This is a genomic window from Micromonospora sp. NPDC049301 (assembly GCF_040678715.1).
Classification (GTDB): domain Bacteria; phylum Actinomycetota; class Actinomycetes; order Mycobacteriales; family Micromonosporaceae; genus Micromonospora.
This window is the reverse complement of the sequence record NZ_JBFAQO010000001.1, coordinates 469,884-485,003: the sequence shown is the minus strand read 5'-3', so window position 1 is coordinate 485,003 and position 15,120 is coordinate 469,884. Positions and strand designations below refer to the sequence as shown.

Sequence of the window (15,120 nt, the reverse complement as noted above, 5' to 3'; positions counted from 1 at the left end):
TCACGATGTTCTCGCGCCAAACATGAAAAGTGGATCGTTGCTAGTCGCCGACGGGGAAGGCAACTCCACGTGCGGACGCCGTATCGCCAAGATCCAGTTCAAGAGCTCAACCAAGCCGACACCAACCTCGTGCTTACCAGGACCACTGGAGACAACGCTGACCGAGAACTCTTCAGCGTCGGGCATGGTACCTCGCACCGCCTCCCGAACTGACTGCTCTATCTGGTTGGTGATCTCGATGTCGGACTTTGTCCAGACCAACGCGACTGGGCGTCCCCGCCGCTCTGCAGCCACTCGGCGGGCCAGGAGCTGCAGTGCCCCGCGGGCCGACCCCATGTTCTCGCCGGACAACGCCTCTCGATCGGCAACGAGGAGCAGGACATCGGCGTGGGCCGAGACCCAGCGCGCTCCGGCGCCCTCGGCCGAATCGCGGTTGACCGACCATCTCTGAAACCATTCGCCGGGTGCGTCGGTCATTAGGTAGTCAGTGACCCGCGCCAGCCTCGCGTCCCAGAAGGACAGATGCAGCAGCCCCGGAGCACGCCCGCTCCGGCTCGTTGTGTGGGGCGGAAAACTCGGCGGCTGCCCTGGATTCCAGCGCAGTGATCCCGCGACCGCCTCCCATCCTGTGAGCGAGAAGGATCCGGCGAACTGACGATCTTCGAGACCAACGGCGCCGCGACCGAGTAGTAGGTACCAGGCACCTAATAGCGTGGTCTTGCCCGCGTTCTGCGGGCCGGCAATTCCGACGACCATCGGGCGCGCGCGGCCCGCGACGAAGCCGAGGTCCGCCAAACCCAGCGCACTTCCCGACCACGGCAGCAGCACCTCGTCGGTTAGCTCGACGTCAATCGAGTCCGGTGTCGTGCGTCCCGTCCATTCAGAACACTTCGACAAGTTCAGATAGCCGAGATCGCAGCCGGTGTCAGGTGCGAAGCAGGCTTGTCGCTTACATTTCTGCATGATGCCTAGCTCCTCCGCGTCCGGCGTTTGGCGTTCGAGCCTTCCTTCGCCGCCCTAGCCGCCTGTAGCTCACGGAAAACCCAACTAGCCCAAGCCGGCAGCGTGAGCTGCGCGTCTGGCGGCACTCCGGTCAATCGCCGGAACTCGGCCTCGGCGCGTGCCACGGGCACGTCGGGATAGGCGATCAAAGCCAGAAAAGGGCCTCGGCCCTCGGGCGGACCGATCAGGGCGGCTCCGGCGGTGCGAAGTACCGCCAGCCCAGCCTCCGTCTGCGCTTCCGCCACCAACTCGCGCATCGGATAGGTCTTGTCCTGATCGATCGAGGGAAGACCTACCACGGCCTCAGACAAGAACGCTGCCACGCTCGCCGGGGAGAACATCGGAACCTGCTGATGGAGGTCAAAGGCCATCAGAGTCGCTGCGGGGGCCGGCGGCAGATCCCGGTAACTGACCCGGGTGGTGGGCGAGAACAGGGTCTCCTTCCACCAAAGCAGGTTGGTCCGACGCTGCAAACCGGCCGTAGCGGCAGTCACGGTATTGAGGGCATTTCCGACATACCCGGAAACGGTGGCCGCTAACTCCCGGAACGGGTCCGAAAGATCCGCTTGTTCGATCCTGGTCTTGCCAACGACAGCATCGATGCTCTCAGCCACAGCCTCGGCCATGCGATCGCCGAACTCGGTTACCCAAATATGGTTATTCCCCGGCCAGTACGGATTTCCGTTCGTAGCCACGTTGCCCCGCTGGGGATCCTGAAATTGCGGTCCAGCGGCTGCCCGAAACTCCTTCTTGAGGTAATCGCGGCCAGCGCGAGACGTCGTTACCGTCGGCGCTTTCAACTCCGGCACGTCGAACACCATCGGCGGAACCGCGATCGAAGATGGTGTTGCCCACTCAGTCTCGGCGCGCGCGTCGACTCGTTCCTCGATCTCTGTGACCACGTCGGCCCAGATCTCCCGCTCGTCCCCGGCCTCCATGAACGGGAGAGCGTTGCGTGCCGAGGCGACCACGGCCACACCGATGCGATCGTCGTCCGCCGCGGCCTGCGCCAAGGCATCCAGGAGCATCGCCCGAACCACCGCGACCGGGGGGCCAGAGAAGGTGTTGACGTAGGTCGCCCACCGCTTCTTGAGGGCGTCGAGAGCGTCAACAACGACCGGATCGTCGACGGGCGCCTGAGGGTCGAAAGCTATCAGGGCGTAGGCCAACGCTTTAGACGACGACTTTTTCAAGGATCCGGCAAGATCACTTGCGGTCACCCTGAGTTTCTCGAGCTTGGTGTCGTCTCCGCCGACATCGATCAGTCCGCTGCCGAGAAAGCGGAGCAGGACGTCCTCACTCACTTTGCCCCCAATCACCCCGTCGGCGCTCCCTCTGCCCTCGCCAACTAATTCTTCGGCTAGCCCAGACGACGATCGAGTGCGACTGGGCTGGCTGAATCTACTTCCTCGATCTTGCCTCGCTTCAGCTAGAGGATCGAGGCCGTAGCATAGATGAAACATCAGGTGTCGCGGCGATTCGCTCCTCCGCCCGGCTGGCTCGGCCCACCCAGTCGACAGACCGGCCGAGCCGCAGGTGTAAGTCCTTGTAGATGACGAGACTTTCCGCCTGCCGAATCAGCGGACAGTCGATGGTCCGCCTCGGCCAACACCCATGCTCTCCGATGGGCACGCCGCCCTCGGCACGAGACGCGGAGACGTACTGCCTCGCGATTCGCCGGTACGGCGCGCGTTATTGGGTCCAAACGCACGGCCGCCAAGACGTCGGGACCAGTCAACGTCCGACCCAACAGCGTCCGCCACGACGGCCGCGCAAGGCCAAGCACCGGCTGCCGCCGCCCTCGGCTGAGCGCCACCTCGCCACCCTGGCCTAACTCCCTTCACCCGCCGCCATCCCGGAGGTGGCCGGGCACCGGTCACTGACGGGCAAAGAGGCGGCCCCCGAACACCTCGACCTCGCAGGTTGCCGGTGCGAGATCGACGTCGTCGGTCTCCAGGTGCAGGTTGATCACGTCGAAGCCGTCCCCCGACAGGGCGGCACGGGCGCCTTGAGCGACTCCGAGACATGCGGTGACGACGCCGACGAAGGCGGCGCCGACAGCGGTCCCGGCGAGTTGTACCGATCCGCAGGGATCGCGTCGCTCAAGGTCGGCGAGGGCTGCCGTGGGAGCACGTCGTTGCTGCGAAACGCCCTCCTTCCAGCTGCGGACCTCGCCGCTGGGTACCTCAGCGGGGAATCGGCGCAGGAGCAGGGCGTTGAAGTCGGCCGGTCCGGCGCCGAGTCCGGCGTCTATGGCGAGCTTCCAACCGACTCCGGAGATGAGCCTGCGAGGGTCGAGGCTGTCGACGCCGAGCAGCGCGACATGGTGGTCCTCGGCCTGGACGCGGCTGGTGTGATCGAGCCGCCGGTCGAGGATGACGACGTCGTAACCGGCCCGCTCGAGTACCGCCGCGGCCAGACGGGTCTTGCGGACCGGGTCCGGCTTCACCGGGGTGAGAAGCCCGGTGCTGTGGTTGGCGTCCACGACTCGCTGGGTGTCCTGCAGCACCACCTCGACCCGATCCGGGTCGGCGTAGGTGAGCCAGGACATCACTCAGGCGTAGGCCTGGCCAAGGTGACCGTGGAGGCGGGTGTTGGTGCGCGTCGGATACGGCGTCCACCTCAGCTTGGACGTGGGCGAGGGTGATCACCACGCGATCGGGTCGGCGTAGAGGGCAATCGGCTACATGACGCGCCGTTGCCGAACACCGAGGCCCGGCTGCGGCAGTTGTTCGACGAGCTGGCCCACCACGGTTGGATTTTGGTGGTGATCGACCAGCCCGCCTCGATCGGCGCCCTGCCGGTCGCGGTCGCCCTGGCCTGCGGGCATCAGGTGGCCTACCTGCCTTGCCTGGCCATGCGCCGCATCGCCGATCTGCTTCCCGGCACGACGAAGACCGACGTCCGTGACGCCTACCTCATCGCTGACGCCGCCCGCACCCTGCCGCATACGCTGCAGCCGTCGGCACCAGCGACGAGGCCCCGGCCGAGCGCGGCGAAGGTGGCCGACCTGCCTGGTCGGTCGACGCGGCACTCGCCCGGTGCGCCCAGTCCACCTCGGTCCAACCACAATCGCTTCCCGCGAACGACATCGCACATCGACGAACCGACATCGAAGACTGCCGAGTCATACGAGAGGTGAGAGACGTTAGCGATTGGTCACGGACGGTAGCATCGGATCGCGTTGCCGATCCCTGCCGACCGGTCACGCTTAACCGTCATGGGAGGGCATGTGAGGATGCAGCGGCTGATGCGTTGGTGGCGCGGCCACAGCCCGGCTGAGAAGGCGACCTGGGGCGCCGCGATACTAGGCGGCTGCATCGGTCTGATCGGCACCCTTGTTGCAGCGATCATCCAGGTTGCCGGCACGAACAGCGAGCCGACGGCGAGTGGTGCCACGGCGCCGGTCACGACGCCGCAGACGCCGACGATCGAGACTTGGACTACAACCCCAGCCCCGACCGGGTACCCGTCCGATACTGATTCGCCCTCCCCCGGACCAATCTCGGAGTCGCCCACTCCGGACGGGCCTACAGCAGAGCCGGACACGGCGTTGCTGGCCGACCTCGACCAAGTCTATGACGACAACAACTTCGCCGGGGTCAAGGCGACCCGGATCGGCAACACCCTGTATGACCGCTCGCCCGGCATGGGGTGCCTTACCACTCGATCAATGGCCGTCGAATGGAACACTGCCGGCTACGAAAGGTTCAGCGCTCTTCTCGGTATCGCCGACAGTGACGACGAGGGGTCACGCATCGCGATCCAGATCAAATTCAAGGACCAGGACGGCAAGACGCTCAAGAGTGGCGTTGTCGTCTCCTTGGGGCACCCGGCGCAGGTTTCGTTCCCGCTCGGCAACGCGACGCGACTACGGGTCGAATGTTTGGCGGATGACAAGAGCGGCTCCGAGCGCGGTCGTCATGTAACTCTCAGGCTCGGCGAAGCAACTGTCTCCCGCGGAACCGCCGTCTCCTGAAGCACAGCAGCTGGCTGCGGGACGGCAGACCCGACCGGCGGCCTCACCGCATTGCTCTACTTCAGTCCCACCCGGGGGCGGCGAGTCCCTTGAACATCCTGCTCCGAAACCCCAAGCCGGACACCAGCCTCCTGCACACGGAGGCACTCACTGCGCAGTTTCACCGCCACCGCCAGGCGTTGCTCGGCGGTCAGATTCGGCCATGGCACCTCGCCGGCGGCGGCCCGCTTTACCACCTCCAGGTCGAACGGCGCCCACCGGCGGCGCGAGCGGCCGACCGGGCAGCAGGACGTAGTGCAGCTCCGCGATCCGCTCCGCGGGCGGCCCCTGAATCGGCTCGGCGCGCACCACCGCCGACAGCCGCCTGGTCGACCAGCGCGCCTTCTTCCTCGCCGCGTTCGCCGCCCTGACCCAACTCCGACAGCAGGGCCCACTACGACCGCAAACGCGCCGAAGGTAAACGCCACAACGCGGCGGAGCACCGCCCAGAGGGAGCAACAAGCTCACCGGACTCCGCCGGTTACCGGCACATCGTTTAGGCACTCCTTCGAGCAGTCAGTACTGTTTCAGCTCCTCCTACTGTTGCTCGGTTCTAGTATGGCGGCGTGGTGGAATCGGGCGTTAGGTACGATCTGGGTGATGTTCTCGCCGAAAGTGAGCCGTGGAGACGATGCGCGACGAACGAGGGCGCGAACTCTACGTCCGCGCTGCAGCCGCTGCCTTCTTCGCAAGCAAGGCGACGAGTACTAGACCTTGACCAACGGATTCGAGACCCGTCCAAATGAGGTCAGCGACAGAGCACCGCCAGCGGACCCAATCGCAAGGCGTAGGCGCCTACCGGGAGTAACACATGTCACGGGGATCGCCGTTCAAGAGTTGCTCTTGTCGTGATAAGAACAAGAACAAGATCGGCACCGCATGTCCGAGGCTGCGCCGTGCCTGTGGTGCGTGGAGCGCCACCCACGGCACGTGGGCCTACCGGATCGAGCTACCGCTGCAGCCCGATGGCAAACGGTGGCAGCTGCGACGTTTCGGTTTCGCTACCCGTGAGGCGGCACTCGTTGACCGTGGCCGCGCACAGTCGCTACTCGCACTCGCGGGTGACGACACCACAGTCGGCAACGACATCGCGCGCATGCTGAAGGACACCAAAAGCGGTCGACCGTTTCCCGATCGGGATTCTGTGGTCCGCCGCGTCCGCGCCGGGATCGTGGCATCTGCGGCGATGACCTTGGGCGACTACCTCTGGCAGTGGCACGCCAGTCGTCGCAAGATCCAACCCACCACATTGGTCAATTACGAGACCCATATCCGTGTCTATCTCGTTCCACACCTTGGTCACATCCCGATCGATCGGCTCCGAGTCGGCCATCTCCAGTCGATGTTCGACAGCATCAGCGACCGCAATCTCCAGATCGACATCGCCCGCTGCAATGATGACGTCCAGATCCGGGCGTCGGTCAGAGGTGTCCGGAGGACGGGTCCGGCAACGTTGCAACGTATCCGCGCGACCCTGCGTAAGGCTCTCAACGATGCGATACGCACCCATCGACTCATCGAGTTCAACCCCGCCGCGTACGTCGAGTTGCCGTCAGTTCAAGCACCGAGGCCGCGGGTATGGACCTCCGCCGCCACGCAGCAGTGGAAGAAGACGGGACTTCGGCCCAGCAGCGTCATGGTGTGGACACCGGAGCAAGCCGGCGCGTTCCTCGATCATGTCGAAGACCATGACGTCTTTGTCTACCCCATCGTCGCTCTCATCCTGCACCGGGGCCTGCGTCGCGGCGAAGCACTCGGCCTGCGCGAAAGCGACGTCGACCTGACGGGGAGGACCGTGACGATCAATCAGCAGCTCACGACCGTCGGCTATCGACCGGTGATCAAGATCGTCAAGAGTTACGCCGGTGACCGCATCATCGCGCTCGACGCCTCCACGACCACGGCGCTACGCATCTACCAGGATCGGCGGGAACGCTGGCAGGCCGACGCCGCCTGGCCGAAGGCCGGGTTGTTCTTCGTGCGACCTGACGGTCGTCAGTGGCATCCTGAGCAGCTCAGCGATCGCTTCGAGCGACTCGTCGCAGGTTCCGGGCTGCCGCCGATCCGGCTGCACGACCTACGGCATTGCGCCGCGACGTTCCTCAAGGCGTCCGGATCCGACCTCAAGGACATCCAGGAGGTACTCGGGCTCTCGAGTATCACCGTCGCTGCGAACACCTACACCTCGGTCGTGCACGAACTCGAGTCCGAACGCGCCAAGGCCGAAGCCGCCGCTGCGCTGGTACCACGCCGATCAGGCGCCGTAGGCGGCACGTCTGGGAGACCTCCGCAGGAGAACGATTCAGGTGGGCCGCCGGGGACTCGAACCCCGAACCTGTGGATTAAAAGACTCCAAGGTCTTAATATTTCAGACTTGCAGCAACACTCTCACCTGCGCAAACGTGGTCCTAGAGCGTCCACTGTGCATCGTGGGTGTCCCAAAGGTGCCCCGTGGGTGCTCGCGTGTCGGCAGTATGCCACTACCCTGAGCAACAATGTCCCCGATTTCAGTTACGCAGAGCGACAGCGCAGTCGGGTCGGAACCCCCGAAAGTGCGGGCGGACAGGGAACGGCATCTCGCCGACCACCATCACGCGCCTACTCCATCGTTTGTGCAAAGATGAGGCTCGAGCTGCAGAAACAGTGCGTGCCCTACGCCGAGACGGCTAGGGTGCCCAGCGGATGGGTGACTCCGCTGAGGTCCGGTATCGTGTGTGATACGGGCCGCTAGCTCAATGGCAGAGCTGTGGACTTTTAATCCATAGGTTCAGGGTTCGAGTCCCTGGCGGCCCACTCTGTTGCAGCTCAGCGGCCCTTTGCAGGGCCGCTGTCTTTGTCAGGACGGCTCGTACAGCAGCGAAGTACAGCAGTAGCGCCTTACCGATCCAGTGCGCTGCCGAGTCGCTTGAGCGCGTCGCGGGTCGCCGCCGAGGAGACGACCGTGTAGATCTCCATGGTGATGGCGAACTGAGCGTGCCGGAGGATCTGCATCGCCACCCGAGGGTGGACGTCCAGGTCGGCCAGGAGCGAGGCGCAGGTACGCCGGGCGTCCCGCACGGTGATCCGCCGGACCCCGGCCGCGTCGCAGCGGCGGTCCCAGAAGCGGTTGAAGTTGCGTGGCTCGACCGGCCGGCCGTAGCGGGTGGTGAAGATCAGGGCCGAGGGCTGCCAGGTGGGGCCGGCAGTGTCACGGGCGGCGGTCTGGGCGGCATGGCGGCGGTCGAGCGCCACAGTGCAGATGTCCGGCAGCGGCAGGGTGGCGTCCGAGGCGGCCGTCTTCGTTTCCCGGTGCAGCAGCTCGGCACCGACCCGCTGGAGCTGCCGATCGATGGTCAACTCCCCCGCGTCGAGGTCGACGTCGGCCCAGGTGAGTCCCAACATCTCGCCCTTGCGCAGACCGAGCACCAGGACCAGGACGTACGCGGCATAGAGCGGATCATCGTCGGCGCGGGCCGACTCCAGGAAGCGCCGAGCCTCGTCACTCGTCCACGCCTTCCGCTTGCGCTTCCGTACCGGTGGCAGCTTCACCAGAGACGCCACGTTGCGGGTGATCAGCCCTTCGGCGATCGCCTGGGACAGCAGCGTCCGGAGCACGGTCCGCAAGTGGGTGACGCTGGTTGCCGAGGGCAGATCCTGGCAGCAGCGGCCGAGGGCACAGCAGCGACGCTGGTCTGGCTTCCGCCGCTCGTCCTTGCCCTGGGCGCAGCACTGGCAGGTCCGCCCCACCCCGTTGATCCAGGTCTGGACGTCGCTGACCCGGAGCTTGTCGAGGCGCTTTCGGCCAAGCCCTGGCACGAGGTAGAGCCGGACCACGACCTCGTACGTGACGTAGCTGCCCGGAGCGAGGTTCGGCTTGACAATCTCGCGCAGCCAGTAGCCGGCGTACTCCCCCACCGTCGGCGAGCGCGTCGCCACCGGACCGGCCTTGGCCTGTCCGTGCAGCTTGATCCACTTGTCATGGACCTCCTCGCGGGTCTTGCCGTAGACCCACTTCCGGCCTCGCTTGCCGTCGGGCTTCTCGACCCAGACGTACGCGGCGAAGCCGTTGCGGTACGCGAAGATTGAGCCTTCACCGTTGGCGCGTGCCCGTCCCGGCATCAGGCTGCCTCCTGACGTTCGACCTGGTCGCGGATGTAGTCGTCGACCCATTCGGGGAGGATGCGGCGGTACTTGCCGTCCTTGATGGAGCGCAGCTCGCCGGTGGCGATCTTCATCTTGACCTTGGACAGGCCGAAGCCGAGCAGGACGGCGACCTCGGCGGGCGAGTACCAGCGCGGGGTGAGATCTCTGCTCATGCGGCGGCCCCGCTGAGCCAGGCAGCGTGGGCGAGTTCTTCCCGGCCGACACGTCGGCTCTCTCGTCGCTGTCTGGCGGCGGTGTTGGCGAGCAGGGCGTCACCGTCGCTGAGCCAGCCGGCCCCGATGTAGGTGAGGATGCCGACGGTGACGGTGTCGGTGGTGTCGTCGCCCTCGGCACGGCGATAGGTAGCGCGGGTGTCCCGGAGAAGGCCGAAGGTGACGGAGTAGCGGCGGGCCTTGGTGAGGAAGTGACCGCCAAAACCGAGCATGTGTGCCCAGCGGCCCAGCCCGGCGTAGAAGTTTGGTTTGGTGTCAAGGCTGCCTTGACGGTCGCCGGGCGTTGCGGCGCCGTTGGCGGTGTCGGTGCCGGTGGGCCGTCCGAGGTGCCAGCAGGCGTCGATGAGGCGGGCGAGGTGGTCGCCTTCCGGGTCGGCGTAGTCGTCGACGGTGGCGGGAGTGAGTCGGGTGGATTGGTGGCCGGTGGCTTCGGTGGCCTTGGTGGCGTACTTGGCGAGGTAGGCGGCCACCTTGCCGTCGGTCAGCTCACCGCCCGTGGTGTTGATCCGCCGGACGTCGACCTGCTCACCCCAGCCGACCAGCCAGCCCTGCGGCCGGTCGGGGTGCGGGGGGGGTGGTGACGGTAATTCGCGAGGCGGCGACGCGGACCGCGTCTTCCAGGTCGTCGACAGTGATACCGGTGGGCGGCGGCACGAGAGCGTCCGGGTCGTCGGGGTCGACGCCATCAAGGCGCAGCAGGACGTGGAAGTGCACGGCTGCCCGGCGCTGCATCTCGGCGACCTTGCCGTGCGACACCCTCACCGGCGGCACCCGTCGCACCTTGCCGGAGTCGGTGACGACCTGGACGAAGGGGATGCCGCGTCGGCGGCAGAGAGCGGCGAGGTGCCGTTCGATGGCCTGTTTCGTGCGCCTCCACAGCTCGCCCGAGAAGTAGTTCCAGACGGCCTGGTGGCCGTGGTCGTAGCAGTCCAGGCACAACGGCTGACCAAGCCGCGGATCGTCGGTGTCGTGACGGGCGAAGCACGCCGCGGGCTGCCCGTGCGGGCAGGTGCCGGCGACACTTCGGGCGCGGCAGGGAGCCGGGCGGCAGTCGCAGCGCTGCCGGGTAGCGCAGGTGTGGCGCGGAACGTGGCGGTGGTGAACCGCACCAAAAGACGGGGCGGTGAAGGTGGCGAACACGACCGGGTGCCGGCCGACCGAGGCGGGGACACCCTTGCCGCCGGTCAGGCCGCAGCGGACGACCTGGTAGGCGTCGCCTTGGTAGACCCAGGCGCAGTCCGGACACTGCGATTGGCGGCTTGCCGCACGCCTTGTACAGCGCCCGGTCAGGCAGTTCGTCGGTGTGCTGGTCGATCAGAACCCGGCCGGTGTCTCGCTCTACGGCGGCGATGGTGCCGGATAGGCGGATCGGGCGAGAGCAACCGCCGGCGGAAGCGGTGTGCTCCAACCAGCCGGAGAACTCCGGCGTGGCGGCGCGGCGCAGGGCTTGGGCGTCACGGCCGCTGGCGACGTCGGGACGATACAGGGTGAGCGGGGTGGACACGGTCTTCTCCTTAGGGGGTGGCAGGGACGGGAGACGAAGCACCACCAGCCGTGGACGTTGGTCCGCTGGTGGTGTTCGTCGTGTCTCCTGGCACCGCCGGGAGGGCGGCTGACGCCGGAGGGCGGGTTCGTGGTGATGCCACGTACCGCCGATGGGGCAGGTCCTTTCGCGCTGCTCATGGACTCAGTGATCGGGGCCGGCGCGGGCGGGGAAGCCTGGGATATCGGCATCCGGCGGGGTGCCGCAGGCTGCCTCCCACCCGTGGACTGTGCGAATCCGGGCCATCGTGGACGGCAAAGCAGGCCGTGCTGGGCCGCTCAGCGGATTCGGGAGACCGGCGCAGCGGCCGGTGCGATCGAGAGCCGGCGGGACGTGGCCCGCATCAGCGGCAGGAAGGCCGCTCGGAACCTCTAACGTCGAGTCCAGCAATCCGGCAGGAAGGCGGCGCTGGCGTGCTCGACGAGGGCCAGAGTAGCAGCGGGTACCGACACGTCAACCCGTCGTGATCCCTTGGCCCTGGGTGGGACGGCCGAATGCCCGTCGTGCAGAGCTCCAATTGATCCGTTACCGATCAGCGTCGGATGATCCATTACATGTCCGCCTAAATGATCATCATGCGTCTTACCAGTCCGGCTCGTGGATGTCCTCTTCGAGGGCTTTGATCGTGCTGTAGAAGGTGGTGTAAGGCCAAGGTGGCCTCTCGGCCGCGCGTTTCCAGGTGAGGTGGACGAGGGCCCAGCCCCCAGAGGCCAGTTCCACAACGATGTCGTCTGAGGCCCCGGACCTGCCGATGACCTCGACGGGTTGGTTGTGTAGGGGGTGCCCGGCTGCCACCTCGGTCAGAAGTTGGGCGTGCAGTGCTTCACGTTGTTGGTGTTCGGTTGGGCCACCTCGGCGTAGGTCCCGCCACGGGTCGGTAAAGACGGGCTGTTCGTCCACCGGGTCATCGTCGCGTAGCTCGCGCAGGTTCGGACTCGCGGGCTCGAACCATCGCTTGGCGGAGCGTCACGCATCATCTGAAGCCACCATCTAACAGATCGAGCGGAGTACGACAGCCGGCTACCGGCCGGCTACCGGCCGATGTGGGAGGACTTTCTGTACGTCTATCAAGGCGGCCCGCAACGGGCCGCACGCGCCGCCGCCTGGGCGCGCGCCGGCCGCTTAGCTGTCGCACGCGGCCGACACGCCTACGCCCGGCGGCTGGCGCGGAAGCGGGAAGCCCAAGGGGCCGCCGCAGAACGACAGGGGCGTTGACCGGTGAGGGGTGGGCCGGCAGCCGGCCGGGCCGCGCGGCCACGAGCCCGCGCGGCTTAGGGGAGCGCACGCCGGCCGCGTCGGCGAGCTGGCGGCGGTCGCGAGGTTGCGGTTAGGGCGCCTCCGGCGGGGGCGCTCCGGCTCCAGGATGGCCGGGGCTCCGTCGGCGGGTCGCGGTTCGTGGGTGGTTGCGGTAGCCATCCCGTGTGCCGCCGACCCGGGCGAACCGAGCAGACCACCACCCGACCCGCCAGCGTCCGTACGAGCCGTCAAGGTCCGCTTGACATGGCGGGCCGGGCGCCGGCCCGCTCCCCGGAGGGCGGGTCGACGGCACACGGGATGGCGCGGCTCCCATATCCTGCTCAGGGTGACTGGACCAGAGATTGCAGCCGTAGGTAAGGCCGTTGAGGTGATCGGTCAGAAGGCACTTGGCCAGGATGAGAAGACACGGGATGAGTTGCTTCAGGCCGCCCAAGACACCCCGGAATTCAAGGCAGCTGCCCGTACCGCCGCAGCACGCATGGCGGTCAAGGAGCGAATCAAGCTCAAGCTCTATCAACCATTTGCGCGCATGATTGGCGTCAGTCAGGAGTACTTTGCAGACGTCTTTCCGGAAGAAATGGCGGCCAAGACGGCCAGCATACCCGATGAGCATATGGTCACGCCGCCTGCGAGCATTGCTGTACCGGCAATGCATGGATTAAGTTACAGCTTCGATGATCCCGACCTCAAAGAAATGTATCTGAATCTGCTTACGGCGGCCGCAGACGATCGCCGATCTGAAGATGCGCACCCTGCCTTCGTCGAGGTGATCAAGCAGTTGAGCGCTCGTGAGACAAACCTACTCAACACCGTGCTCCTCGCGAGAGAGACCCCACTGGTCCGTCTCGATGACCGGTTGGAGACAGGCGGCTACGACATTCTGCTGATGCACGTTATGAACCTCCGCGACCTGAACGGGGAACCTATAGAGGACCCCGCAGTTCCCGCATGGGTCGACAACTGGGGGCGACTAGGCCTTGTTAGAGTCGGCTATGAGGTTTCCTTGCACGGCGGTAATCTTTACGACTGGGCCCGTAAGCGGCCGGAATACATTCGCTTCAGCGAAGGTACGATGGTTCGGATCACAAAGGGATACATAGCGCGGACCGCATTTGGCGAGCGGTTCCTGCGGGCGGTTTCTCCGCCGCCGGCCACGGCCGCGACAGTAGCAACAATTTCAGTCAGCCCGCAGGTTGCCGGAGATTGACATCATAAGGCAGCGCGGTGAGGGCGATGCCCATGAGGCGGTAGGGACGTTCTACCAGCCCGAGCCCGCTCCTCGCCCAGCTAACCGACCTGCAATCTCTCCTTCGGCAGGAATCGGTCGGGACGAAGAGGTCGTCGGTTCAAATCCGGCCACCCAGACCAGAGGCAAAGGCCAGGTGAGACAGCCTCTCACCTGGCTCTTTGTCTTACGCGGTGACCTGACGACCGTCGACCTCGAGGTGCACCTTATGAGGGTAGAAGCAGAGGTGTTCGGCGGCGGCCAAGCCCTCGGGGAGCGGGTGTGGCAGGCTCCACGCTGCATCGGATACCCGTTGTCCCTCGGCGTGCAGGTGCCAGTGCTGCCCGTCGCCCTTGTAGGGGCATTCCGAGACGGTGTCGCTGCGTTCGAGGACGCCAAGATCTACGTCGGCGAAGGGCAGGTAGTAGCGGATCGGGGTGCTCGTCTCGAACAGCAGCTTCGGCCGGGTGGACTCGGCGATTACCCGTCCGGCGTGGCGGACCACTACGTGGCGTGATGCGGTGCGTACGTCGACGCGGTGGTATGGATCGCGGACGTGGCCGTAGAGCGGTTCGTCTTCCTCGAACCAGCGATCCATGGCGGCGAAGTCCACCGAGACGTACCCGTGCAGCGGCGGGATCGCGTCGTCGCTGTCCGGGAAGGCGGTGACCGCGCCAGGTGCGGTGCGCTGGCCGGCCCGCACACTGAACTGTGCCCGGCCTTGCTCGTCGGGTTCGGCGGCTGACAGCAGGTTCTGGTCCAGGTCGTCCAAGGGGTAGAAGTGTTGGGGCAGGCGCCCGGTCTCGTGCAGCACGATTCCGCGTTCACTGTCCAGCACGGTCCGCCCGGCGAACACCGCCCGCATCCGGCGGGGCCAGGGTTCCCAGTAGCGCACGTGCTCGGGAGCGGGGAAGTCGAACCCGCCGCGCTGCCTGGCGAATGGGGCGTGCCCGATTGTCAAGGACATCGCTTCTTCCTCTCGCGGTATCGCCGGGTCACGAGTACGCCCGCCGCATCAACCGCCGCAAGGCACACCACGACTACGGCCAGCCGTGCAGGAACAGCACCCATCGGCGCCCTGTCTGCCAGGCTACGGTCCTGACTCCGCTCCCGCGGACGGAACCCAGTACGCGGTCAACGCGCTGCCACAGCCAAGCGCCTCCGATAGCGCGACATGATCGGCTCGCCGACCAGCGGGATGCCCACCGCGACGACCGCGACAAGCCAACCCGGCAGATCGGGTGTGTTCCAGCAGGCGCTCATGACCGGCCCGGTGGCGAGCAGGAGCCGTGCGGTGTGTCGGCCGGGTGCTTGGGGACGGACTCGTCGACTATGTGGTCCGCAGCGCCGAACTCGGCGATGGCGGCGTGCGCGGCCTGGTCAGAGGTGAGGCCGCCCCCAAGCGACAGACGCAACATGGGCTGCCCATGACGACAGCATGACGACAAGCGGGAGCGGACGCGCAGCACCTGGCCCGGCATCGGGCGGTTGGCCGCCCGTCATCGGAGTGTCTGCGACCCCTGCCGCCCGGACTGAAAATCGGAAGGTCGGCGGTGGAAACACCGCGACGCGCCGTCGGCCCCAATACCCCACGAGTCAGCAGGAAGTCAGCGAACGCCATGGTGCGCGATCGACGCCGACGGTCGCGGCCGGCAGACACCGAGGGCAGGACCACAGGGAACGACACCCGCTGACACTGGCCGACAACGCCGACCAGGCT

General features: G+C 66.3%; 10 protein-coding genes, 1 tRNA gene and 2 pseudogenes. 5 read left to right on the top strand and 8 right to left on the bottom strand.

From position 1 onward, the window contains the following. The 3 genes from AB0K07_RS02330 to AB0K07_RS02320 form a co-directional block, all read right to left on the bottom strand. A complete protein-coding gene (locus AB0K07_RS02330) occupies window positions 1-963 on the bottom strand; it encodes a hypothetical protein (protein ID WP_363750336.1) in 963 nt (320 codons plus the stop codon). Between the two features lie 5 nt (window positions 964-968). Continuing rightward, a complete protein-coding gene (locus AB0K07_RS02325) occupies window positions 969-2,306 on the bottom strand; it encodes a GTPase-associated system all-helical protein GASH (RefSeq protein WP_363750334.1) in 1,338 nt (445 codons plus the stop codon). A gap of 572 nt (window positions 2,307-2,878) precedes the next feature. Then, window positions 2,879-3,553 carry a hypothetical protein gene (locus tag AB0K07_RS02320; protein WP_363750332.1) on the bottom strand — a complete coding sequence of 225 codons (675 nt, stop codon included), beginning with the start codon at window positions 3,551-3,553 and terminating at the stop codon, window positions 2,879-2,881. 46 nt (window positions 3,554-3,599) lie between these two features. On the opposite strand from AB0K07_RS02320, the pseudogene AB0K07_RS02315 reads away from it, so the two are divergent. The 4 genes and pseudogenes from AB0K07_RS02315 to AB0K07_RS02300 form a co-directional block, all read left to right on the top strand. Then, window positions 3,600-3,961: pseudogene (locus AB0K07_RS02315) on the top strand (IS110 family transposase); the annotation flags it as partial. 279 nt (window positions 3,962-4,240) lie between these two features. Further along, window positions 4,241-4,981: a hypothetical protein gene (locus tag AB0K07_RS02310; protein ID WP_363750330.1), complete on the top strand. Its 741-nt coding sequence runs from the start codon at window positions 4,241-4,243 to the stop codon at window positions 4,979-4,981. Between the two features lie 850 nt (window positions 4,982-5,831). Then, window positions 5,832-7,751, top strand: a complete 1,920-nt coding sequence (locus AB0K07_RS02305) for a tyrosine-type recombinase/integrase (protein ID WP_363750328.1) — start codon at window positions 5,832-5,834, stop codon at window positions 7,749-7,751. Continuing rightward, window positions 7,742-7,813: transfer RNA gene (locus AB0K07_RS02300), tRNA-Lys, on the top strand. Before AB0K07_RS02305 ends, AB0K07_RS02300 begins: the two co-directional genes overlap by 10 nt. Before the next feature lie 84 nt (window positions 7,814-7,897). Here the strand turns inward: AB0K07_RS02300 and AB0K07_RS02295 are convergent. The 4 genes and pseudogenes from AB0K07_RS02295 to AB0K07_RS02280 all read right to left on the bottom strand — a co-directional run bounded on the left by AB0K07_RS02295 (window position 7,898) and on the right by AB0K07_RS02280 (window position 10,879). Further along, window positions 7,898-9,118, bottom strand: coding sequence for a tyrosine-type recombinase/integrase (locus tag AB0K07_RS02295; protein ID WP_363750326.1), 1,221 nt, complete (start codon window positions 9,116-9,118; stop codon window positions 7,898-7,900). Continuing rightward, on the bottom strand, window positions 9,118-9,315 hold the full coding sequence (locus AB0K07_RS02290) for an excisionase family DNA-binding protein (RefSeq protein WP_363750324.1): 198 nt from the start codon (window positions 9,313-9,315) through the stop codon (window positions 9,118-9,120). Before AB0K07_RS02290 ends, AB0K07_RS02295 begins: the two co-directional genes overlap by 1 nt. Further along, complete coding sequence (locus AB0K07_RS02285; RefSeq protein ID WP_363751391.1) at window positions 9,312-9,917, bottom strand: replication initiator; 606 nt, start codon at window positions 9,915-9,917, stop codon at window positions 9,312-9,314. Before AB0K07_RS02285 ends, AB0K07_RS02290 begins: the two co-directional genes overlap by 4 nt. Next, window positions 9,901-10,879 (bottom strand): annotated as a pseudogene (locus AB0K07_RS02280) (replication initiator). The gene AB0K07_RS02285 and the pseudogene AB0K07_RS02280 overlap by 17 nt, the downstream one beginning before the upstream one ends. A 1,621-nt stretch (window positions 10,880-12,500) precedes the next feature. Between AB0K07_RS02280 and AB0K07_RS02275 the strand changes: the two are divergent. Beyond that, a complete protein-coding gene (locus AB0K07_RS02275; RefSeq protein WP_363750323.1) occupies window positions 12,501-13,382 on the top strand; it encodes a DUF4393 domain-containing protein in 882 nt (293 codons plus the stop codon). 205 nt (window positions 13,383-13,587) lie between these two features. Here AB0K07_RS02275 and AB0K07_RS02270 read toward each other — a convergent pair whose 3' ends face one another. Next, entirely contained in the window at window positions 13,588-14,265 is a 678-nt protein-coding gene (locus AB0K07_RS02270; RefSeq protein WP_363750322.1) for a DUF427 domain-containing protein, read from the bottom strand. Window positions 14,266-15,120: the final 855 nt, after the last annotated feature.

Bases quoted from the DNA above. Each gene is read 5' to 3' on its own strand.
- AB0K07_RS02270 (WP_363750322.1), bottom strand. From the start codon at position 14,265: ATGCGGGCGGTGTTCGCCGGGCGGACCGTGCTGGACAGTGAACGCGGA.
- AB0K07_RS02295 (WP_363750326.1), bottom strand. From the start codon at position 9,118: ATGCCGGGACGGGCACGCGCCAACGGTGAAGGCTCAATCTTCGCGTAC.
- AB0K07_RS02330 (WP_363750336.1), bottom strand. From the start codon at position 963: ATGCAGAAATGTAAGCGACAAGCCTGCTTCGCACCTGACACCGGCTGC.
- AB0K07_RS02310 (WP_363750330.1), top strand. From the start codon at position 4,241: ATGCAGCGGCTGATGCGTTGGTGGCGCGGCCACAGCCCGGCTGAGAAG.
- AB0K07_RS02290 (WP_363750324.1), bottom strand. From the start codon at position 9,315: ATGAGCAGAGATCTCACCCCGCGCTGGTACTCGCCCGCCGAGGTCGCC.
- AB0K07_RS02305 (WP_363750328.1), top strand. From the start codon at position 5,832: ATGTCACGGGGATCGCCGTTCAAGAGTTGCTCTTGTCGTGATAAGAAC.
- AB0K07_RS02320 (WP_363750332.1), bottom strand. From the start codon at position 3,553: ATGTCCTGGCTCACCTACGCCGACCCGGATCGGGTCGAGGTGGTGCTG.